We start from the raw sequence: 20646 nt of genomic DNA, 5'->3' as shown, positions 1-20646 counted from the left end.
GAGGTGCGCTTGGTGTGTGATCTGCTCGCACGTGGTGTGCGCAGATCACACACCAAGGCGTTCCGGCCGTGGCCCAGGTGATGTCAATGCGCCGAGTCATCGCATTTGCCGATGCTGAGCAACGGAAACCGGTGTTGGTGGGCGGTGTTGTACGCGGCCTACGGTGAGCGGGATCACGGACCCGGCTGCAGACGCGCCGAGGCCGCACGAGCAGGAGGCCATGATGCAGGACGCCGAGACGACCCTCACCGTCGAGAAGCGCACCATCGACCACATCCCCGTCACCGAGCGGCACGGCAAGGCCCGCGACCTGTTCACGATCTGGTTCGGGTCCAACATCATGCTGCTGACCGTGGCGACCGGGGTCGTCGCCACAGCGGTCTACGGCCTGCCGGTGTGGGCCGCGGTGATCGCGCTGGTCGTCGGTCACGGGCTCGGCGGCGTGGTCATGGCGCTGCACGCCGCCCAGGGCCCCCAGATGGGCGTCCCACAGATGCTGCAGACGCGCGCCCAGTTCGGCTCCTACGGCAGCCTGCTGGTCGTCGTCCTCGTCATCCTCATGTACGTCGGCTTCTTCGCCTCCAACATGGTCCTCGGCGGCCAGGCCGTCTCCAGCCTCTTCGGGCTGGACGAGACCACCTCGATCATCCTGATCGGCCTGGTCAGCGTCGTCGGGGCGATCGTCGGCTACCGGATGATCCACGCGCTGACGGGGCTGATGAGCCTGGTCTCCGGCCTCGTCATGGCGCTCGCGTTCGTCTGGATCCTGCTCGTCAACGACCTTCCCAGCGGCGTCCTCCACTCCGACGGCGCCACGCTCGCCGGGTTCATGGGCACCGTCTCCCTGGCAGCCCTGTGGCAGATCGCGTACGCGCCGTACGTCTCCGACTACACCCGCTACATGCCCCGCGACACCGGCGTCCGGCCCGCGTTCTGGGCGACGTACGCCGGAGCGGTGCTCGGCTCGCTCTTCCCGATGATCCTCGGCGCGCTCGTCGGCGCCGCCCTGCCCGAGTCCGACACCGTCTCCGGCCTGCAGGAGCTCACCCACGGCGTGGGCGGGCTGGTCATCGCCGTCTTCGGGATCGGCATCGCCTGCACCAACGCGATGAACCTGTATTGCGGCGCGCTGTCCACCATCACCGTCGGCCAGACGCTCTTCCCGAGCTGGGTGCCCGGAGCGGTGGCCCGCGCCGTCGTCTCGGTGTTCCTGTTCCTCGGCGCCGTGGTCATGGCGCTGGCGGGCAAGGACGACTTCCTCGTCAACTTCACCAACTTCATGCTCCTGCTGCTGTGCGTGCTGGTGCCGTGGACCGCGGTCAACCTGGTCGACTACTACCTGCTCAAGCACGGCGAGTACGACATCGACTCGCTCTTCGAGCGCGACGGCGGCCGCTACGGCCGGTTCAACCCGATCGCCGTGGGCTGCTACTTCCTCGGCATCCTGGTGCAGATCCCGTTCCTCGTGACCACGAAGTACACCGGTCCGATCGGCGAGAGGCTGGAGTACGTCGACATCTCCTGGATCGTCGGTCTCGCGGTCATCTGCCCGCTCTACCTGTTCCTGATGAAGCGGTTCAGCAGGTTCTCCGGCCACCGTCCGGTGCTGGAGGGCGCGTCGCGGGCCGGGATCGCGTGACCCGGGCCGCGACCTCGGACTACCTCGTCGTCGGCGGCGGCACGGCGGGATCCCTGCTCGCCGCTCGGCTCAGCGAGGACCCGGACGTCTCGGTCACCCTCGTCGAGTGGGGCCCGGACGACGAGCACGAGCCCCGGGCCCGGGGCCTGCGCCGGTGGGCGGAGATGCTCGAGGGCGAGTTCGACCTCGACTACCGCAGCGTCGCGCAGGAGCGCGGCAACTCCGCCATCCGGCAGGCCCGGCTGCGCATCCTCGGCGGGTGCTCGAACGGCAACACGATGATCTCGTGGCGGACCCTCGCCGCCGACCTCGACGAGTGGGTCGAGCGCGGCGCGACCGGCTGGGGCCCGGAGGTCGTCCAGCCCTACTTCGACCGGCTCCGTACGCCGATCCAGCCGGTGGCTCCCGAGGACCGCAACCCGATGGTGGCCGACATGGTGACCGCCGCGGCGACCGCGCTCGGCGTACCCCTGCAGGACGCGTGGAACGACGGCCGGCTCGACGAGCGCGCCGAGGGCGCGGGCTTCTTCGAGGTCGGCTACACGCCCGAGACCAACCAGCGCGCGTCGACCTCGGCGCACTATCTCCACCCCGCCCGCGCGACGCGGGACAACCTCCGGGTCGTCCTGGACGCGCGGGTCGAGCGGATCGAGGTCTCCGACGGCCGCGCCACCGGCGTTCTGGCACGGGTGGACGGCGAGCTGGTCCGCTACGGCGCGCGCCGCGAGGTCATCGTGTGCTGCGGTGCCATCGACTCGCCACGACTCCTGCAGCTCTCGGGCATCGGCCCGCGCGCGGTGCTCGACGCGGCCGGTGTCGAGGTCGTCGTGGACCTGCCCGGCGTGGGGGAGAACCTCATGGATCACGCCGAGGGCCTGGTCGTCTGGGAGCTGCGCGAGCTGCCGCCGCCGACCTGCGCCAGCGGCTGGGACGCCGGAGCGCTCGTGAGCCTCGCCGAGCCCCACGACCGTCCCGACGTCCTCATGCACTTCCCGGTCGAGCCGTGGGCCGTCCACGCCGAGGCGTACGGCGCCGAGCTGCCCGAGCGGATCGTCTCGATCGCGCCCAACGTCGCCCGCCCCGCCTCGCGCGGCCGGGTCTGGATCCCCTCCGCCGACCCCGCGGCGGCGCCCGCCATCGACTACCGCTACTTCACCGATCCCGAGGGCCGCGACGAGGCGACCCTGGTCGCCGGGGTCCGCCTGGCCCGCCGGATCGGCGAGGCCGAGCCGTTCGCGTCGCGGCTGGTGCGCGAGGTCTTCCCCGGACCCGACGTGCAGAGCGACGAGGAGATCAGCGAGGTCGCCCGCGCGACCCACCAGACCGTCTACCACGTCAGCGGCACCTGCAGGATCGGCGCCGACGGCGACCCGACCGCGGTGCTCGACCCGTCGCTGAGGGTGCGCGGCGTCGACGGGCTGCGGGTCGTCGACGCGTCCGTCTTCCCCCAGCTCGTCGCCACCAACCCGGTCGTGACGGTGATGATGGTGGCCGAGCGCGCCGCAGACCTGATCAGCGGGAGCTGAGCTCCTCGGCCAGCTCCGCGACGATCGCGAGCTGGTAGGCCAACGTCCGCGCCGACGGCTGTTGGGCGGCGAAGGTCTCCTCGAAGGGGTCGACGACCTCGGTCCGGATGCCCGACAGGGTCTCCACGATGGCCAGACCGCAGAAGGGGACCTCGGACTCGGCGTAGCCGCCCTCGTGGACGGCGACGACCCGGCCCTCGCAGATCTCGTCGGCGAGCTCCATGACCATCGCGGTCATCCGGCGGAAGCTGTCGGCGTAGAGGAGTTGGCGGGCGAGCGGGTCGACCATGTTGGCGTCGAGCCCACTGGCGATGACGATCAGCTCGGGCGCGTAGTCGCGCAGGGCCGGGATCACGATGTCCCGCATCGCGGCGAGATAGGTCTCGTGGCCCGAGCCCGGCGGCAGCGGGATGTTGAGGTTGTAGCCCTCGCCGGCCCCGGTGCCGCGCTCGTCGGTGCTGCCGGAGTCGACGGGGAAGCAGTTCTCCTGGTGGATCGAGACGGTCAGCACGTCGTCGCGCTCGTAGTAGACCGCCTGGGTGCCGTTGCCGTGGTGCACGTCCCAGTCGAGGACGGCGACCCGGCCCAGGCCGTGCTCGGCCTTCGCCGACTCGATCGCGATCGCGATGTTCGCCAGCAGGCAGAAGCCCATGCCCTGGTCGGGCAGGCAGTGGTGGCCCGGCGGGCGCGAGAGGGCGTAGGCGTTGCGGTAGCGCCCGGTCACCACGTCGGACACCGCGCGCTTCGCGAGTCCCGCGGAGAGCGCGGCGATCTCGAAGCCGCCGTGCGAGAAGAGCGCCTCGGGCCCGATCTCGCCGCCGCGTCCGTCGCTGAGCTCGCGGAAGTGGTCGACGTACGACGCCGGGTGGACGCGCAGCAGGTCCTCGCGAGTGACCGGCTCGGCGCTGCGGACGTCGATCCGCTCGCTCAGGCCGGAGACGTCCAGGAGCGCCTTGAACCGGCGCTTCGACTCCGGCGACTCGGCGTGGCCTCCGGTCGCCATCGGCTGCAGCCAGCCGCCGACCGGGAGGAAGAGGACGGCCTCGCCGGTGCTGTGCCACAGGCACCGCTCGTCGTGGTAGAACGCCGTCCGCGGTGGCTCGCTCATGCGGTCGGTGCCTGGTAGGTCAGGTAGCTGCGCTGGGTCGCGATGTGCCCGGCGATGTGCTTCGCGTCGTGCCACACCCCCCAGATGAAGCTGGACCCGCGGCGCGAGAGCCACGGCAGACCGACGAAGTAGATGCCGGGCTCGGCCGAGACGCCGCGGCGGTGCCGGGGCCTCCCGCTCTCGTCGAGGGCGCCGGCCGGGAGCCACGAGTAGTCGGTGGCGAAGCCGGTCGCCCAGACGATCGAGGTCACGCCCGCCGCGGCGAGGTCGAGCTCGAGCAGCGGGTCGGTGACGCTCGCCGGGTCCGGGCCGAGCACGCGCGCCTCCGGCTCCTCGGGCAGGTCCGCGCCGTTGCGCTGAACCCACTCGTCGGCCTGGTCGAGCAGGGCGAGCAGGTTGGCGTCGCCGGCGGCGATGTTGTCGGCGAGGTCGGTGCGGAAGTGCAGCACCCCGTCGTCGTACCGCTCCGTCATGCCGACGAGCCGGACACCCTGCTCGGCGAGCGCACGGAAGTCGACCGTGTGGCCGCCGCGGGCGCCGCTGACGGCGATGGTGACGTGCTCGGCGCCGGCGGCCGGCGTCTCGAGGTCCCAGAGCCCGAGGACGCCGAGCCACCAGCAGAAGTCGCGCCCGCGGTAGCTGCGCGGCGGGCGATCGTGCGGGCCGACCGACAAGAAGACCTGGCGTCCGGAGCGTTGCAGCTCGTCGGCGATCTGTACGCCGGACGAGCCGGCGCCGACGACGAGCACCGCTCCCTCGGGCAGCTGGTCGGGGTTGCGGTAGTCGCTGGAGTGGATCTGCAGCGGGCTCGCGGGGCCCGCCGGCACGATGGGCGGGAAGACCGGCCGCTGGAACGGGCCGGTGGCGGCGACGACGAAGCGGGCGTCGAGCACGCCGTCGGAGGTCTCGACGCGGAAGCCGGGCCGGCCCTCGTGCCGGGTCACCGAGGTGACCTCGACGCCGGTCCTGATCGGGGCGGCGATCTTCTCGGCGTACGCCTCGAAGTAGGCGGCGACCTGGTCCTTGGTCGCGAAGCCGTCGGGGTCGACGTCGGGGAACTCCAGCCCGGGGAAGCGGTCGTGCCACGCGGGTCCGTTGGCGACCAGCGAGTCCCACCGCCCGGTCCGCCAGCGCTCGGCGATCCGCTCGCGCTCGAGCACGAGATGGGGGACGCCGTTGTCGCTGAGGTGCTCGCTCGTCGCGACACCGGCCTGGCCGGCGCCGACCACGAGAACCTCGACGACCTCGGCCTGCTGGTCTTGCTGCGGGGACATGGGACGATCGTGGGGCGGACGAGTTGTTCCTGTCCAACAGATCTTCTTGGCCCAGGTCATCTGATGAGGCGATGCTCCGGCGATCTGATCCGCTGCATCGGCTCGACAGATGGTCGGCGTCGGAAAGATCTGTTGGACACATGTCCCCTCGGTCCAGTGGACTGGTGCCATGAGCAGCATCGTCGTCGGCGGCCACACCCGCATCCGCCCGTTCAACACCAGCGTCACCTATCCCGAGCAGAACCTCGACAACGACCTGTGCCAGGCCGTCGTCGCCGGCAACACCGTCTATGTCCGGGGCCAGATCGGCCAGGACCTCGACACGAGCGAGTCGGTCGGCATCGGAGATGTCGAGGCGCAGACCGAGCGGGCGATGGCCAACATCAAGATGCTCCTCGAGGAGGCCGGGGCCCGGATGGAGCACCTGGTCAAGCTGACCATCTACATCGTCGACCCCCGCTACCGCGAGACCGTCTACCGCACCATCGGCCGCTGGACGAAGGGCGTGCACCCGATCTCGACCGGCATCGTCGTCTCCGCCCTGGCCCGCCCGGAGTGGCTGGTCGAGGTCGACGCGATCGCGGTCATCTCCGAGAGCGCCGGCGACGCGCTGTGACCTTCTCCGTCCTCGCCACCGACGGCAGCGGTGCTGTCGGCATCGCCGTCACCTCCTCCAGTCCGGCCGTCGCGGCGCGGTGCATCCACCTGCGTGCCGGTGTCGGCGGAGCGTCGTCGCAGAACATCACCGACCCGCGCCTCGGCACCGAGCTCCTCGACGCCCTCGCCTCCGGGCTCGACCCCCGGGCCGCCCTCGCCGCGGTCACCCAGGGCCGGGAGCACATCGAGCACCGCCAGCTGACGGTGCTCGGCCTCGACGGCGCGGGCGCCGCGTTCTCCGGAGAGGGATCGCTCGGCGTGCACCACCACGTGGTCGGCGACGGCGTCGTGGCGGCCGGCAACCTGCTCGCGGACACCGCCGTCGTCGACGCGGTCGCGGCGGGCTTCGCCGAGGCGACCGGTGAGCTCGAGGAGCACCTGCTGGCCGCCCTCGAGGCGGGCCTCGCCGCCGGTGGCGAGGCGGGCCCGGTCCGCTCCGCCGGGCTGTCCGTCGTCCGCGACGTGGCCTGGCGGGTCACCGACCTGCGCGTGGACTGGAGCGACGCGCCCATCGAGCAGCTCCGCGAGCTCCTCGAGGTGTGGCTGCCGCAGCGCGACGACTACGTGACCCGCGGTCTCGACCCGACCACCGCGCCGTCGTACGGCGTGCCCGGGGACGAGTGAGATGACCAAGCAGGCCGCCGCCGCCACCGTCACCGCCGACGCCGAGCGCCTGATCGGGCTCTCCGAGCAGCTCCACGCGAACCCCGAGCTCGGGTGGGAGGAGCACGACTCGTCCCGGTGGGTCGCCGAGGCGCTCGCCGAGGCCGGCTTCGACGTCACGCCGGCCTATCTCGGACTGGAGACCGCCTTCCACGCGACGATCGGCAGCGGGCCCTTCCGTCTCGGCCTGTGCGCCGAATACGACGCGCTGCCCGGTCTCGGCCACGCCTGCGGGCACAACCTCATCTCCGCGATCACGGTCGGCGCCGCGCGCGCCCTCGCCCCGCTCGCCGACGCCGTCGGGCTCACGATCGAGGTCTACGGCACGCCTGCCGAGGAGGGCGGCGGCGGCAAGATCGAGCTCCTCGAGCGCGGCGCCTTCACCGGCCTCGACCTGGCGATGATGGCCCACCCGGCGCCCGTCGACGTCGCGGAGGCCGAGCCCTTCGCCGTCTCCCACTCGCACGTGGAGTACCGCGGCAAGGCGGCCCACGCGGCGGCGTACCCCGAGCAGGGCGTGAACGCCGCCGACGCCTTCACGATCGCGCAGGTGGCGATCGGGATGATGCGCCAGCAGCTCCCGCCGTCCGTGCGCGTGCACGGCGTGATGACCAACGGGGGAGAGGCGCCCAACGCGATCCCGGCGCGCACCGAGGGCCGCTGGTACGTCCGTGCCGAGTCGCTCGCCGAGCTCGCCGCGACCGAGGAGCGCGTCTGGCGCTGCTTCCAGGCCGGCGCGCTGGCGACCGGGGCGACCCTCGAGATCACCCCCGAGAGCAAGCCGTACGCCGAGTTCCGCACCTTCTGGCCCGCGCTGGAGGCCTACCGCCGCAACGCCGGCGAGCTGGGCCGGGTGTTCGATCCGGGCACGCCCGCGCGGCGGATGAACCGCGCCTCGACCGACATGGGCAACGTCTCCCAGGTGGTGAACGCGATCCACCCCTACATCGGCATCAACTCCGGCACGGCGCTCAACCACCAGCCCGAGTTCGCCGCCCACTGCGTCGGTGGGGACGCCGAGCGGGCGCTGCTCGACGCCGCGACCGCACTGGCCTGGACCGCCCTCGACGTCGCCGCGGACCACGCGGCGGTGAGCGGCTGAGCGGCGAGCGGGACCTGGGGCAGGATGGCCGTCATGGCTGAGGTCGGCTTCACGCTCACACAGCTGCGCTACTTCGCCGCGGCGGCGGAGCTCGGCAGCATGACCGCCGCTTCGAGGGAGCTGATGGTGTCCCAGTCGGCGGTCTCGACGGCCGTCGCGCAGTTGGAGAAGGAGCTGGGCGTCCAGCTGCTCCTGCGTCACCACGCCCGCGGCCTCACGCTGACCGCGGCGGGCGAGGCGTTCCACCGCGAGTTGCGCAGCTATCTGGTCCACACCACCGAGCTGGCCGAGGTCGCGCGCTCGGCCGGCCAGGCGCTCCTCGGCGATCTCGTGGTCGGCTGCTTCACCACGCTCGGCCCCTTCGAGCTGCCGCGGATGCTGGCGGCCTGCGAGGCCGAGCACCCGGGCATCCGGATCTCGGTCGTGGAGGAGGAGCACGCGGCGCTCAAGCAGGCGCTGCGCTCGGGTCGCTGCGAGCTGGCGCTGATGTACGGCTACGACCTCGACGACGACATCGACCACGTCCGCGTCGGCCTCGCCGCGCCGTACGTGCTCGTCGCGAAGGGCCACCGGCTGGCCCGGCGCAAGCGGGTCCGGCTGGCGGAGCTGGCCGAGGAGCCGATGGTGCTGCTCGACCTGCCCCACAGCGGGCCCTATCTCGAGGGACTGGTCCGATCGACCGGCATCCGGCCCCGGATCCGGCACCGCACCGCCGGATTCGAGACCGTCCGCTCCATGGTCGCCCATGGCCAGGGCTGGTCCGTGCTCAACCAGCGCCCGGCCAGCACCATGACCTACGACGGCGCGGAGGTCGTGCATCTCGAGATCTCCGACCCGATCGCTCCTCTCGAGATCGTGCTGGCCTCGATGAAGGGCGTCCGGCTGACCGCGCGGGCCCAGGCGTTCCTCCGCTCGGCGCTGCCCTCGGCCCGACGCCGGTCATCGGTAGGGTCGGCGCATGAGCGCTGACTGGCGGGCGGACACCGTCGAGAAGATCCGGTCCCTGATCGTCGCGGCCGAGCCCGCCGCGGTCGAGGAGGCCAAGTGGAAGAAGGCGTCGAACCCCGCCGGGGTGCCGACCTTCTCCGCCGACGGGCTGATCTGCACCGTCGAGACCTACAAGGACAAGGTCAAGGCGACCTTCGCCAAGGGCGCCTCGCTCGAGGACCCCACGGGCGTCTTCAACGCCAGCCTCGACGCCGGCACCCGCCGCGCGGTCGACCTCCGCGAGGGCGACGTGCTCGACGACGACGCGTTCGTCGCCCTGGTGCGCGAAGCCGTCGCGCTCAACCGCGCCTGAGCGCCGGAGCATGCACTTCGTCGGCATCGATCTCGCGTGGGGGGAGCGCAGGCCCACGGGCGTCGCGGTCCTCGACGGTGACGGCCGGCTGCTGGCGGTCTCCGCGGCCCAGAGCGATCAGGAGGTCGTGGCCGCCCTGGCGTCGTACGTCGAGGGGGAGTGCCTGGTGGCCATCGACGCGCCGATCGTCGTCACCAATCCCACCGGCAACCGTCCCGCCGAGGCGGCGCTCAACAAGGACTTCGCGCGGTTCGACGCGGGGGCCCACCCCACGAACACCGGTCGGCCGGAGTTCCGCGATCAGCCCCGCGCCGCCCGGATCGCCGCGCTGCTCGGACTCGACGTCAACCCGCGCTCGCGGCGCCCGCGGCGGGCGATCGAGGTGTACCCGCATCCGGCGACCGTCGCGCTGTTCCGGCTCGGCCGGACCCTGAAGTACAAGAACAAGCCGGGCCGCGACCTCGAGCACATGCGGGCCGAGCTGCTCGTGCTGCTCGGCCTGGTCGAGGGGCTGGTCGCCGCCGACCCGCCGCTGCAGGTGGGCGCCCTCCCCGCGTGGACCGCCCTGCGCTCGGTGGCGGAGACGGCGACCCGCAAGAGCGAGCTGCGCGCGGTGGAGGACCAGGTCGACGCCGTGGTGTGCGCCTACGTCGCGCTCTTCGCCGAGCGCCGGCCGCAGGACACCACGACGTACGGCGACCTCGAGACCGGCTACATCGTCACCCCGACGCTGCCGCCCGATCTCGAGCCGGCCCCCCGGCCGACCCGGGACGCCACGGAGGCGCTGGACATCGGCGCCGCGGTGCGCCGCTACGCCGAGCTGCAGCCCGCGCTGCGGCAGGTCACCGACGGCTTCGTCCGGCTGGTGACCACGATCCTCGACGAGGCGGGCATCAACTACCTGACCGTCACGGGACGCGCGAAGAGCGTGTCGTCGTTCGCCGCCAAGGCCGCACGCACCAGTGGTGGCCGCCCGCTCTATGCCGACCCGCTGCGCGAGATCACCGACCAGATCGGCGTCCGGGTGATCACCTACGTCGACAGCGACGTGCAGGCGGTGGTCGACCTCCTCGACGACCAGGCCGTCGTCCACGACGATCGCGACCTCGGTCAGGAGACCGCCAGCGAGGGCCGGTTCGGGTACTCCAGCCGCCACCTGCTCGTCGGCGTCGATCCCGCCGGCGACGGCGACCCCGCGGACGACGTGCTGCAGGGCCACCAGGCCGCGATCCAGATCCGGACGGTGCTCCAGCACGCGTGGGCGGAGTTCGAGCACGACATCCGCTACAAGGGGACCGTCCCCGCCGAGCACGTCCTCGAGCTCGACCGCAGGTTCACCTTGGCCGCCGGCCTCCTCGAGCTCGCCGACCGTGAGTTCTCCACGATCCGCGACCTGCTGCGGGAGGGGCCGACCGAGGCCGACGACGAGGGCGACGACGAGCGCGACGACTACGACGACCACGACCCGCGGATCAGCCCGCGCGAGCTCGCAGCCTTCCTCGCCGGTCAGTACGCCGACGCGGGCTGGTCGCGCACCGACCACTACGCCTGGATCTCGGCGCTCGTCCTCGAGCTGGGCATCACCTCGCTCGCCGCGCTCGGCGAGGCGCTGCGCTCGGTCGACGACGAGGCTCTGCGCGAGCGGATGGGCTACCGCTACCCGCCCGGCGCCGTACGCCGTCTCGACGACGCCCTGCTGTGGGTGTACGGCGACCGCTACGTCGACCTGCGCGGCAACGCCCACCGGGCCGGCGCGCTGCGGGCCCGGTGGGCGAAGATGCGCGGCGAGGACTGATCCCGCGCCGCCCTGCGAGTGGTGCGACGGGCCCGGGGACGATGCGCACCCGGACCCGTCGGCGGGCTCAGCCCTCGGAGGACTGGATCAGCGTCGGCGGCACCGCCGTGCCGAGCGTGACCTCGTCGGCGGCGGTGAAGGTCACCGACGTCTGGGTGACGCGATCCTGGATCCACTTGGCCAGGAACAGGGCCGCCACCATCAGGTAGGCCACCAGGAACATCACGTGCGTGTCGGACAGCGTGTACTCGTCCGGCAGGCCGGGCACGTGGTCGTGGATGACGCCGAAGAACGCCAGGGCGGCGGCGAGCACGCTGACGATCAGGCCGAACAGCGGCTTGTTCCGGATCGCGAAGATCGCGATCATGCCCCACAGCAGGGACGACAGCGGTGCACCGTTGCCGAGCGTGCTGATGCCGGCGAAGTAGGTCCCGGCGCCGTTGAGAGCATCCGCCCCGACCTCGGCGACGTTCGTGCCCGCGGCCTTCAGCGTGTTGTTCACCAGGCTGTTCGCCCAGTTCGCGACCCAGGGGAACAGCGCGATGAAGATGACCGGCAGCTCGACCCTCGGCGTCTCGCGCACCGACTGTGCCGCGGTGACGACGCCGATGTAGATCAGGATCGGGGCGATCGCCGCCATCGGGACCACCGACAGCAGCAGTGCGCTCATGCCGAGCATGCCCATCGCGAACATCGTGACGCCGTTGAGCATCGTGTAGCCGATGCCCGCGCCCATCTCCTTGTACGCGGTGTGACCGATGTAGACGGTGACCGGGTACGGGTTGCCCATCAGGGAGCCGACCATCGTCGCACCGCCGTTGACGAGCATCACGGGGCGGGCGCTGTAGTGGTCGCCCGCGGCCTCGGCCGCCTCGATGTTCTCGAGGTCGAACACGTAGTTCGCCAGCGCCAGCGGAACGGCGGAGGCGAGGAACGGCCCGGCGTGCTGCAGCCCCTCGAAGAAGTTGTCGATGGACACGTGGGGCGGGTGCCAGCCGGCGTGGGCGAGCGCGGCCTCGACGGCGTCGGGCGTCTGCAGACCGAACGACCATGCGGCGACCGTTCCGACGATCAGCAGCAGCAGACCGGTCGGGATCCTGCCCAGGAACGGCGCGCGACCGAACCAGTTCATGAACACGATCACCAGCACGACGAAGGCGACCACGGGGAACTGGAACGCCTGCAGCATCGGGTTCATCGCGAGCAGCAGCAGGCCGAGGCCCGCGAGGCAGGCGAGCAGCACGGAGCGGGGGACGGCGCGACGGAGCAGGTCGCCGAAGAACGATCCGACGAACAGGATCAGACCCTCGAGGAAGCCCCACACCAGGCCGATGCCGACGGCCAGCTCGGCGTCCTGCGTGGTCGAGTAGACCGGCAGGATCACCAGGAAGGTGACGGTGAAGATCGACGGCGCGCTGGGGCCGGAGGGGAGGGCCACGACGTCGCCGCGCCCCTCCTTCGCCGCCAGACGCCGCGCGAACCACACGTACATCGACGAGGTGATCAAGATCGCCAGACCGAAGGCCGGGGCGATCCTGCCCACCACCAGGTCGGCGGGGATGCCGCCCAGGGTGAGCAGGGCCGTGAACGTGATGATGTTCGTGAGGTTGTTGGTGAACAGCGCGAAGAACGCCGCGATGTCACCCTTCTTCCACCACTTCAGCTCGGTGCCCGTGGTGGCGGGCGCGACGGCGGTCATCGGGCCACTCCGTCCGCGAGAGCGCGAAGCGCCTGCTGGAAGGCCTCGACCGGCGGGTGCACGATGCCCGCCCCGATCATGCCGATGCCAGGATCCTTGTGCGCGATCGCGGTGTTGATGAGCGGCAGGATGCCGGTCTCGGCGACCTTGCGGACGTCGATGCCGCTGGGCACGCCCATGAAGTCGAGCGCCGGGATCGTCACGTTCGGGTTGTTGGCCGTCGTGATCGCGTTCATGGTCCGGGAGTAGCCCATCGCCTCCTGCACCGTGCCGCCGACGAGGGCGACGATCGCGGGAGCCGCGGCCATCGCGAACCCGCCGACGCCGTACGTCTCGGTGATCGCCGAGTCGCCCATGTCGAGACCGGAGTCCTCGGGGGTGTAGCCGGCGAACATCGGGCCGACGACCTGCTGAGCGGGACCGGTGAACCACCGGTCGCCGGTGCCGGAGACCCGGATGCCGAAGTCGACGCCGTTGCGGCACATCGCGGTGACCACGGTGGAGTCCTCGATCCCGGCGGCGGCGTCCATGGCCGCCTTGGCGGTGACCATCCAGGTCGGCCCCGAGAAGTAGTCCGAGGAGGCGACGAAGTCGAAGACCTCCCGCTTCTCCTTGGTGGAGAAGTCGGTCTCCACGATGTACGGCGTGAGCGCCTGGATCAGCAGCGTCGTGCCGGCGACGTTGCGGTTGTGCGCCTCGTCGCCCATGTGCAGGGCCTGCGAGAGGAGCAGGCGCAGGTCCAGGCCGCCCTCGTTGAGCTCCATCGCCGCCGCCAGGACCGGGCCGAACACGTCGCGCATCCAGTTGAGGCGGTCGATGACGGACTGGTCGTTGGCGCCGAAGCGCAGGATCTTCGACAGCTGCTCGGACAGGTTCGTGAACGCGGTGTTGCCGTGCGTCCGGTTGGTGACCTTGTGCACCCACATGCTGGCGCTGGTGACACCGGCCATCGAGCCGACCGACTGGTGCTCGTGGCAGGGGGAGAAGGTGATCTCGCCCGAGCCCGCCAGCTCGGCTGCCTCGTCGAGGTCCTTGGCGAGCCCCTCGAAGACGAGCGCGCCGGTGACCGCACCCTTCATCGGACCGCACATCCGCTCCCAGCTGATCGGGGGACCCGCGTGCAGGATCGTCGTCCGGGTCATGCCGGGCACGGTGTCGATGGCCTGGCCGAAGCCCTCGAGGAAGGGCTGCGCGGCGAGGATCCGGCCGACGGCCTCCTCGTTCGCCGCGGCGATCCGCTCGGCGACGTCGGGACGCTCAAGGCGGCCCAGGGCCGCGATGACCTCCGGGTCGCCGCCGCCGGGCGGCGTCCAGTCCATCAGGACCGGTGCGACGCCCTGGGCGCGCAGGTCCTCGGCGAACATGTCGAGGCCGAGGTTGACCGGCTTCAGCTCGGTCGAGAACAGGCTGGTGATGCTCATCGGTTGTCACCCTTCGCTACGAACTCGCGGGCCAGCAGGCCGAGATTGGTGGAGGAGGAGGCAATCGTCACGCCGGCGGCCTCGAGCTGGGCCACCTGTCCGGCGAGGGCGGGCGTGTCGAGGTCGGTGCCCAGGACGTAGCCGAGGATCTCGAGGTGCTGGCCGCGCGCGGCGGCCTTCGCCTTCGCCTCCTCGATGGCCGGGACGGTCACGCCGACGGGGTCCTCGTGGGCGCCGAAGCCCAGGATGAAGTCCATCGCGATGACGCCCACCTCGGGGTCGTCGGCCTCCTGGACGAGCCGCTGCAGGCGCAGCGACGGGTCGATCATCGGGTGCGGACGGCCGTCGGTGAAGTCGTCGTCGCCCATGTCGAGGAAGGTGTGCTCGCGCGAGGCGTCGGTCGCACCGAGGACGTACGCCGGGTCCTTCTGGATGTTGGAGTGGACGTTGTCGAACTTCGCGAGGGCCGCGAACATCGCCTCGTCGCACAGGGTCCCGCCGCAGAACAGGCCGCGGACGTACTTCTGCTCGGGGGCCAGCTTGGCGCGGACCTCCTCGATCAGCGGGATGTTGAGCGCGTGCAGGTCGAGCGTCGACTCGTCGACGCCGGTGGCCAGGACGGCGGCCAGCGCGGCGGGCTTGGTGCCCGACACCAGCTGCACGTTCGGATAGCCCGACTCCGTGCGGGGCGATCCGAGGAAGCAGACCACGGCGGGCTTGCCGGTCCCGCCGAGGACGCCGAGCACCTTGTCGGCGACCTCCTCGGCCGGCGGCTTCGAGACGACCACGATGACCTCGGTCTCCGGGTCGGCCGCGAGGGCCTCGATGCCGTCGATCATCATCAGGCCGCCGACCTCGGCGGACAGGTCGCGCCCACCGGTGCCGATGAGCTGCGAGACACCGCCGCCGAAGTCGTGCACCCGCACCGAGATCTCCTGGCTGCCGGTGCCCGAGGCGCCGACGATGCCGATCGAGCCGCGTCGGACCGCGTTGGCGAACGCGAGGCCGGTGCCGTTGAGGATGGCCGTGCCGCAGTCCGGTCCCATGAGCAGCAGGCCCTTGGCGTGAGCGAGGTTCTTGAGCTCGATCTCGTCCTCGACGGAGACGTTGGCGGAGAAGATCATCACGTGCTTGCCGGCGGCGAGCGCCTTGCGGGCCTCACGGGCGGCGTAGGCGCCGTTGACCGAGATCAGCACGAGGTTGGTGTCCGGCACCTCGGCGAAGGCGCCGTCGAGGGTCCGGTAGCGGCCCTCCGCCGCGCCGTCGGCGGAGCGGGTCTTGCGGGCGAGGATGTCGTTGACGGCCCGGATCGCGTCCTCGATGACGTCGTCGGCCGCGTCGATCACGATCATCAGGTCGCTCGGCTTGGCCGCGTCGATCGCCGGGTCCTGGACGCCGACGTTGAGGAGCACCTCCTTGTTCATCGGCGTGGCCATGCCGAGCAGGGCCTGGGTGACGCCCTCGACGGCGTTCGCCTTGGTGCTCATGGACATGAGCGAGACGGAGTCGAGATAGGTGTTCTTGCGGATGTCGATGTGCCTGGTCATCGCAGGGTCCTTTCAGAGGTAGCGCTCGATCACGGCGGCGAGGTCGTCGAACCCCCGCTTGCGCGCGAGGTCGATCGGGGGGACGCCCCACTCGTCGGTCATGCCGGGCTTGGCGCCGTGCTGGAGAAGCAGCTCCGCGGTCTCCTGCCGCACCGGACCGCCGTCGCCGAGGATGATCGTCTCGATGAGCGCGGTCCAGCCGAGGGTGTTGGTGAGGTTGACGTTGATGTCGGTGTTCTCGAGCAGGTAGCGGACGATGTCGAGGTGGCCCTTCTCGGCGGCGGGGGTGAGCCCGTTGCCGCCGAAGCGGGTGAGCCGCTTCAGGTCGGTGCCGGCCTCGACCATGATCTTGACGAGCTCGAGGTCGTCGTGGATGCAGCCGTGGATGAAGGGGTTGAAGCAGGTCTGGTCCTGCGCGTCGATGTCCACGCCCTCGGCGATGAGGAAGCGCACCACGTCGTAGTGCCCTCCGCGCGCGGCCGCCAGGATCGCGCTGGCCTCCTCCCGGTCCTGCGCGTCCTTGTCCGCGCCGTCAGCCAGGGCGGCGCGTACGCCGTCCAGGTCTCCGGCGGCGGCAGCCGCGAGATAGCGTTCGTCGGCGTTGGTGCTCATGTCTCTCTCTCCTGTGGGTGGGGGTCAGTGGAAGTCGGCGACCAGTCCGGCGAAGGCGTCCGACGTGGACGGTGCCCGGTCGTGGATGAGCGCAGCAGCGACTCGACGGTGAGCCCGAGTCGCATGCCGGCGAGGACGTCTGCGCCGGAGCTGTGGCCGATCTCGCGGACCCGGCGGATCGCGGTGGCGAGGTCCCCGTCGGCGGAGTCGGCGGCGATCGCCGCGACGAGGTCGTGCAGGCGCTGCCGGGCACGGCCGTCGGCGGCCTCGGTGAGCATGGCGGCGCTGACGGCCGTGGTGCGCGCCTCCAGCCGGTCCGCCACCGCCGCGCGGAGGGCCGGTCGAGCGGAGGCCAGGCGCATGCCCTCGGCGGCGGCGAGGACCAGGAGTCCGGTCAGGACGTCGTCACCGCTCGGCGTCAGACCGGCCCCGAGACCCACCAGGGCCTCCGCCGTGCGGGTCGTCGCCGCGGCGTCCTGGGCCTGCAGCGCCGCCGCGAGCTGCGTCGTACGGCGCCCGAGCAGGTCGGCGCTGGCCCGCTCGAAGTCGGTGCGGCCGGCCGGCCGGGGGAGCTGGCGGTCGATCGCGGCGGCGGCCCGGAGGAGCCCGCTCGGAGTGAGACCGGACAGGTCCGCGGGGGAGGGCAGCCAGCCGGTGGCGCCGGTCAGGTCCACGTCGACCGGGGCGCCGACGTCCCACCGGGCGGTGGCCCAGCTGTCGGCGTCGATCCGGACGGTGCGGGGCGCGTCCTCGAGGTCGCCGGTCGCCAGGCAGCAGAGCAGCCCGTCGGCCGTGCGCACGTTGACCGCGCGGTCGTGGATCGAGTGCACCGAGCCGACGGACACGAGTCCGGGACCCAGGCGATCGGCGAGCCGGGTGTCGACGGAGACGGCACGGAGCCGCACTGCCGTCGCTGTCTGCGCGCGCATCCCGGGTCCCTTCGTCCGAGGCGATGTGAGCGAGGTCTCATCCCGCTGCCGGATGGTATACCATTCCGCGAAACGGTATACCAACGTGGTCGATCAGCGGAAGGATCTTCAATGCGAGTCGTAGTGGCACTGGGCGGGAACGCCCTCGCGCGCCGGGGCGAGCCGATGACGGCGGAGTATCTGCGGGCGAACGTCCGCTCCACGTGCCAGGCGCTCGCCGAGCTGGCGCGGACCACCGAGCTGGTGATCACGCACGGCAACGGACCCCAGGTCGGCCTGCTCGCGTTGCAGAACCTCGCCTACCAGGACGTCGCGGCGTACCCGCTCGACATCCTGGGCGCCGAGACCCAGGGCATGATCGGGTACGTCGTCCAGCAGGAGCTGGCCAACGCCGTCAAGGGCGAGCGGGAGGTCGCGGGCATCATCACGACGACCGTCGTCTCCGAGGACGACCCCGCCTTCGACCGTCCCACCAAGCTGATCGGCCCGCAGTACTCGGCCCACGACGCCGCCGAGGCGGCCGCGGAGTACCGGTGGACGATCGCCAAGGACGGCAGCGCGTTCCGCCGCGTCGTGCCGTCGCCGGACCCGATCTCGATCGTCCAGGCGCCGCTGATCCGGCGGCTGCTCGACGACGGCACGCTCGCCGTGTGCGTCGGAGGCGGCGGCGTCCCGGTGCGCATCGACAGCCGGGGCCGCCACGTCGGCGTGCAGGCGGTCGTCGACAAGGACCTGGCGAGTGCCGCGCTCGCCGAGCAGATCGAGGCCGACGTGCTGATCATGCTGACCGACGGCGACTACGTCAGCGAGAACTGGGGCACGCCGGAGCAGCGCGACATCGTCACCGCCTCGGCCGACGCGATCGGGGAGCTGTCCTTCGCCGAGGGCTCGATGAAGCCGAAGGTCGACGCCGCGATCCGCGTCGCGCGGGCCGGCGGCCGTGCTCTGATCGGTCCGCTCGACCGGCTCGACGACCTGCTGGCCCGCAAGGTCGGCACCGAGATCCTGCCCTCCCTCGAGGACGGGATCGTGTTCCGGGAGCCTCAGCCCGCCGTCTGACGCGACCCTCTCGGTACCCTCGTCGCGGGGGGAGGGAGGTGACGGTGACCAGCACGACCGACGGGACCAAGGAGTCCTCACGCGTGGCCGAGTGGCTGCGCAACCAGATCATCGACGGAGAGCGCGCGCCGGGCAGCAAGCTGGTCGAGCGCGACCTCGCCGCCGAGTTCGGCGTGAGCCGGGTCCCGGTGCGCGAGGCGCTCAAGGCCCTCGACGCCGAGGGCCTGGTCACCCTGCGCCCCCACACCTGGGCGGTCGTCCGGGAGTTCTCGGCGGAGGACCTCGCCGAGCTCGACGAGGTCCGCTCGGCGCTCGAGGTGCTCACCTTCCGCCTGGCCTGCCAGCGGCGTACGCCGGCGGGCCTGGCGCGGCTGCGCGCGGCGCTGGAGGCCGAGCTGGCCGGCGCCCGCGCCGGCGACCGGGTCGCGTCGCGCCGGGCCGCGGCCGACTTCCACGAGATCGTCACCGACATCGCCGGCAACCGGCTGCTCAGCGAGCTGAGCCAGACCATGCGCAGCCGGCTGCGATGGCTGCTCGGCCAGCACGACGACCTCCTGCACGTGACCGAGGAGCACCAGGTGCTCTACGACGCCATCGCGGCCGGGGAGATCGAGCGGATCGAGGCACTGGTGCTGGCCCACATCGAGAGCAGCCACCGGCAGCGCCTCGAGCACGAGCGGGCGCAGGCCCAGCAGGGGATCCGCGGGTGAAGTCGCCGTGGCGGTGCTCTCGGCACCCGTGGTGGACACGCGAGACCGCGTCGAGTCGAGCGGCACCGGTGATGCCTCCTTGGGCTCACCGTAGATGGTCATGATGGGGGATGTGGCGGCGTCGGACCGGTCGTACTGTCGACAGGTCGCTCGGGCGGCTCGAACCCTCGAACCCAAGGAGCCCTCCGTGTCTGTCCCTCTCATCCGTCCCGCGGCCGCCGTCCTCGGCGCCGCCGCCATCGTCCTGGTCGGCGCGGGCGCCGCCTCCGCCCACGAGTGCATCAACATCTCCAAGCAGAACCAGGCCGCCGGAGTCCAGATCGTCTTCAGCGGTGACGACTTCTCCCCGATCTGGATCTCGAGCGGACTGCAGAAGCGCATCGACGCCGGCCTCGTCGACCTCGACACCGGGGACGGCTTCCGAGGTCTGATCGGCATCGACTTCGATGGCGACTCGGTGGTCGACGTCTCGTCGTTCATCGTCGGCCCCGACGGAGAGATCCCGCCCAAGGCGCAGCACAGTGGTGCTCCGTGCAACGGAGTGGTGAACATCCAGGCCTACTTCACCTGCATGGACGGCTGATTTCCGCCCGGCGCGGGGTCCGCGCCGGGGACACACGACGAAGTCGGTCGGGACTCTGTACGTGGCCGCTCGCCCAGGTCTAGGCTGGGGTGGTCGGTGCGTATTACGAAAAGAGTTCCATCATGCGCAACAAGGACGCGGCCACACTCCGCCACCTCCTGACCCACGCTCGGTACGAGATCCTCCCGACGAAGACGATCGAGGAGAAGGTGCTGGAGTCGGTGCCCACCTCGGTGCCGGTCACGGTCACCGCCTCGCCCTCGATGGGTCTGGAGCGGACGGTCGAGACCGCCGAGCGCCTGGCCGCGCAGGGCTACAGCGTGGTGCCGCACCTGGCGGCCAAGATGGTCACCGGTCGCAGTCAGCTCGCCGAGCTGGCCGAGCGCCTGACGGCGGCCGGCGTGACGACGATCTTCGTGCCGGGCGGGGACGCCGAGCCGGCCGGCGACTACAAGGACGCCCTCTCCCTGCTGGAGGACCACACCGACCTCGGCCGACCGTTCGCCGAGGTCGGCGTCGCGGGCTATCCCGAGAGCCACCCGAGCATCCACGACGACCTCACCGTGCAGTCGATGTGGGACAAGCGCAAGCACGCGACCCACATCGTCAGCAACCTCACCTTCGACCCCGACGTCGTCAAGGACTGGCTGCACCGCATGCGCCTGCGCGGCATCGACCTCCCCGTCCTGCTGGGGGTTCCCGGACCCGTCGAGCGCACCAAGCTGCTCAGCATGGCCACCAAGATCGGCGTCGGCGACTCGACGAAGTTCCTGTCCAAGCAGAAGGGCCTGATGGCCCGCCTGGTCGCCCCCGGCGGCTTCACCGGCGAGTCCTTCCTGACCAAGTGCGCCCCGACGATCGGCGAGCCCGAGGTCAAGGTCACCGGCCTGCACATCTACACGTTCAACCAGGTCGCGGAGACCGAGGCCTGGCGTCAGGACTGGCTCTCGCGGATCGCGAAGGAGTAGCTCGGCCTGCGGCGCTTCCTGAGCATGCGAAGCGTCCGCCACCTCGACCCGGCC

The 20646-nt window shown here is 71.4% G+C and carries 19 protein-coding genes; 12 read left to right on the top strand and 7 right to left on the bottom strand.

Going from position 1 to position 20646, the window contains the following annotated elements; translation table 11 throughout:
• Positions 1–220 precede the first annotated feature (220 nt).
• Positions 221–1639, top strand: a complete 1419-nt coding sequence (locus FHP29_RS01530; RefSeq protein ID WP_205013787.1) for a purine-cytosine permease family protein — start codon at positions 221–223, stop codon at positions 1637–1639.
• Positions 1636–3165: a GMC family oxidoreductase gene (locus FHP29_RS01525; protein ID WP_139621112.1), complete on the top strand. Its 1530-nt coding sequence runs from the start codon at positions 1636–1638 to the stop codon at positions 3163–3165. Before FHP29_RS01530 ends, FHP29_RS01525 begins: the two co-directional genes overlap by 4 nt.
• Here the strand turns inward: FHP29_RS01525 and FHP29_RS01520 are convergent.
• Positions 3152–4273, bottom strand: coding sequence for a class II histone deacetylase (locus FHP29_RS01520; protein ID WP_139621111.1), 1122 nt, complete (start codon positions 4271–4273; stop codon positions 3152–3154). The two genes, FHP29_RS01525 and FHP29_RS01520, sit on opposite strands and share 14 nt — an antisense overlap.
• Positions 4270–5547 carry a flavin-containing monooxygenase gene (locus FHP29_RS01515; protein ID WP_139621110.1) on the bottom strand — a complete coding sequence of 426 codons (1278 nt, stop codon included), beginning with the start codon at positions 5545–5547 and terminating at the stop codon, positions 4270–4272. The genes FHP29_RS01520 and FHP29_RS01515 overlap by 4 nt, the downstream gene beginning before the upstream one ends.
• A 169-nt stretch (positions 5548–5716) precedes the next feature.
• Here FHP29_RS01515 and FHP29_RS01510 point away from each other — a divergent pair, with 169 nt between their 5' ends.
• From FHP29_RS01510 to FHP29_RS01485, 6 genes are read left to right on the top strand one after another with little or no spacing between them, the layout of a single operon-like run.
• Positions 5717–6163, top strand: a complete 447-nt coding sequence (locus FHP29_RS01510) for a RidA family protein (protein ID WP_139621109.1) — start codon at positions 5717–5719, stop codon at positions 6161–6163.
• The gene (locus FHP29_RS01505; RefSeq protein ID WP_139621108.1) at positions 6160–6828 is read left to right on the top strand and encodes a DUF1028 domain-containing protein; all 669 of its coding nucleotides are present in this window, start codon (positions 6160–6162) and stop codon (positions 6826–6828) included. Before FHP29_RS01510 ends, FHP29_RS01505 begins: the two co-directional genes overlap by 4 nt.
• A 1-nt stretch (position 6829) precedes the next feature.
• Complete coding sequence (locus FHP29_RS01500) at positions 6830–7969, top strand: M20 family metallopeptidase (RefSeq protein WP_139621107.1); 1140 nt, start codon at positions 6830–6832, stop codon at positions 7967–7969.
• A 33-nt stretch (positions 7970–8002) separates the two neighbouring features.
• A complete protein-coding gene (locus tag FHP29_RS01495) occupies positions 8003–8938 on the top strand; it encodes a LysR family transcriptional regulator (protein WP_139621106.1) in 936 nt (311 codons plus the stop codon).
• On the top strand, positions 8928–9269 hold the full coding sequence (locus FHP29_RS01490; protein ID WP_139621105.1) for a DUF1801 domain-containing protein: 342 nt from the start codon (positions 8928–8930) through the stop codon (positions 9267–9269). Before FHP29_RS01495 ends, FHP29_RS01490 begins: the two co-directional genes overlap by 11 nt.
• 10 nt (positions 9270–9279) lie before the next feature.
• Positions 9280–11064 carry a DUF429 domain-containing protein gene (locus FHP29_RS01485; RefSeq protein ID WP_139621104.1) on the top strand — a complete coding sequence of 595 codons (1785 nt, stop codon included), beginning with the start codon at positions 9280–9282 and terminating at the stop codon, positions 11062–11064.
• A gap of 67 nt (positions 11065–11131) precedes the next feature.
• Here the strand turns inward: FHP29_RS01485 and FHP29_RS01480 are convergent, their stop codons facing one another.
• Genes FHP29_RS01480 through FHP29_RS01460 form a run of 5 tightly spaced genes read right to left on the bottom strand, consistent with a single transcriptional unit; the run spans position 11132 to position 17272 of the window.
• Positions 11132–12763, bottom strand: coding sequence for a hypothetical protein (locus FHP29_RS01480; RefSeq protein ID WP_205013781.1), 1632 nt, complete (start codon positions 12761–12763; stop codon positions 11132–11134).
• Complete coding sequence (locus tag FHP29_RS01475) at positions 12760–14184, bottom strand: YlbE family protein (protein ID WP_139621103.1); 1425 nt, start codon at positions 14182–14184, stop codon at positions 12760–12762. The genes FHP29_RS01480 and FHP29_RS01475 overlap by 4 nt, the downstream gene beginning before the upstream one ends.
• Entirely contained in the window at positions 14181–15731 is a 1551-nt protein-coding gene (fdrA, locus tag FHP29_RS01470; protein ID WP_139621102.1) for an acyl-CoA synthetase FdrA, read from the bottom strand. The genes FHP29_RS01475 and fdrA overlap by 4 nt, the downstream gene beginning before the upstream one ends.
• Before the next feature lie 12 nt (positions 15732–15743).
• Positions 15744–16343 (bottom strand): ankyrin repeat domain-containing protein, encoded by a 600-nt coding sequence (locus tag FHP29_RS01465; protein WP_139621101.1) that lies wholly within the window; start codon positions 16341–16343, stop codon positions 15744–15746.
• Positions 16340–17272: an oxamate carbamoyltransferase subunit AllH family protein gene (locus tag FHP29_RS01460; RefSeq protein WP_139621100.1), complete on the bottom strand. Its 933-nt coding sequence runs from the start codon at positions 17270–17272 to the stop codon at positions 16340–16342. The genes FHP29_RS01465 and FHP29_RS01460 overlap by 4 nt, the downstream gene beginning before the upstream one ends.
• 111 nt (positions 17273–17383) lie before the next feature.
• Here FHP29_RS01460 and FHP29_RS01455 point away from each other — a divergent pair, with 111 nt between their 5' ends.
• From FHP29_RS01455 to FHP29_RS01440, 4 genes are all read left to right on the top strand, one after another.
• Positions 17384–18331 carry a carbamate kinase gene (locus tag FHP29_RS01455; protein WP_139621099.1) on the top strand — a complete coding sequence of 316 codons (948 nt, stop codon included), beginning with the start codon at positions 17384–17386 and terminating at the stop codon, positions 18329–18331.
• Positions 18332–18375: 44 nt separating this feature from the next.
• Positions 18376–19041 carry a GntR family transcriptional regulator gene (locus FHP29_RS01450; protein WP_139621098.1) on the top strand — a complete coding sequence of 222 codons (666 nt, stop codon included), beginning with the start codon at positions 18376–18378 and terminating at the stop codon, positions 19039–19041.
• Between the two features lie 187 nt (positions 19042–19228).
• Positions 19229–19624, top strand: coding sequence for a hypothetical protein (locus FHP29_RS01445; protein ID WP_139621097.1), 396 nt, complete (start codon positions 19229–19231; stop codon positions 19622–19624).
• Between the two features lie 122 nt (positions 19625–19746).
• Positions 19747–20592, top strand: coding sequence for a methylenetetrahydrofolate reductase (locus FHP29_RS01440; RefSeq protein WP_139621096.1), 846 nt, complete (start codon positions 19747–19749; stop codon positions 20590–20592).
• Positions 20593–20646: the final 54 nt, after the last annotated feature.

This window comes from Nocardioides albidus (assembly GCF_006335005.1).
In the GTDB taxonomy this organism is placed as follows: Bacteria; Actinomycetota; Actinomycetes; order Propionibacteriales; family Nocardioidaceae; genus Nocardioides; species Nocardioides albidus.
This window is presented reverse-complemented; position numbering and strand designations above follow the sequence as displayed.

Bases quoted from the DNA above. Each gene is read 5' to 3' on its own strand.
- FHP29_RS01480 (WP_205013781.1), bottom strand. From the start codon at position 12,763: ATGACCGCCGTCGCGCCCGCCACCACGGGCACCGAGCTGAAGTGGTGG.
- FHP29_RS01460 (WP_139621100.1), bottom strand. From the start codon at position 17,272: ATGCGCGCGCAGACAGCGACGGCAGTGCGGCTCCGTGCCGTCTCCGTC.
- FHP29_RS01530 (WP_205013787.1), top strand. From the start codon at position 221: ATGATGCAGGACGCCGAGACGACCCTCACCGTCGAGAAGCGCACCATC.
- FHP29_RS01465 (WP_139621101.1), bottom strand. From the start codon at position 16,343: ATGAGCACCAACGCCGACGAACGCTATCTCGCGGCTGCCGCCGCCGGA.
- FHP29_RS01455 (WP_139621099.1), top strand. From the start codon at position 17,384: ATGCGAGTCGTAGTGGCACTGGGCGGGAACGCCCTCGCGCGCCGGGGC.
- FHP29_RS01515 (WP_139621110.1), bottom strand. From the start codon at position 5,547: ATGTCCCCGCAGCAAGACCAGCAGGCCGAGGTCGTCGAGGTTCTCGTG.
- FHP29_RS01510 (WP_139621109.1), top strand. From the start codon at position 5,717: ATGAGCAGCATCGTCGTCGGCGGCCACACCCGCATCCGCCCGTTCAAC.
- FHP29_RS01485 (WP_139621104.1), top strand. From the start codon at position 9,280: ATGCACTTCGTCGGCATCGATCTCGCGTGGGGGGAGCGCAGGCCCACG.
- FHP29_RS01500 (WP_139621107.1), top strand. From the start codon at position 6,830: ATGACCAAGCAGGCCGCCGCCGCCACCGTCACCGCCGACGCCGAGCGC.
- FHP29_RS01495 (WP_139621106.1), top strand. From the start codon at position 8,003: ATGGCTGAGGTCGGCTTCACGCTCACACAGCTGCGCTACTTCGCCGCG.
- FHP29_RS01490 (WP_139621105.1), top strand. From the start codon at position 8,928: ATGAGCGCTGACTGGCGGGCGGACACCGTCGAGAAGATCCGGTCCCTG.
- fdrA (WP_139621102.1), bottom strand. From the start codon at position 15,731: ATGACCAGGCACATCGACATCCGCAAGAACACCTATCTCGACTCCGTC.
- FHP29_RS01440 (WP_139621096.1), top strand. From the start codon at position 19,747: ATGCGCAACAAGGACGCGGCCACACTCCGCCACCTCCTGACCCACGCT.
- FHP29_RS01475 (WP_139621103.1), bottom strand. From the start codon at position 14,184: ATGAGCATCACCAGCCTGTTCTCGACCGAGCTGAAGCCGGTCAACCTC.
- FHP29_RS01520 (WP_139621111.1), bottom strand. From the start codon at position 4,273: ATGAGCGAGCCACCGCGGACGGCGTTCTACCACGACGAGCGGTGCCTG.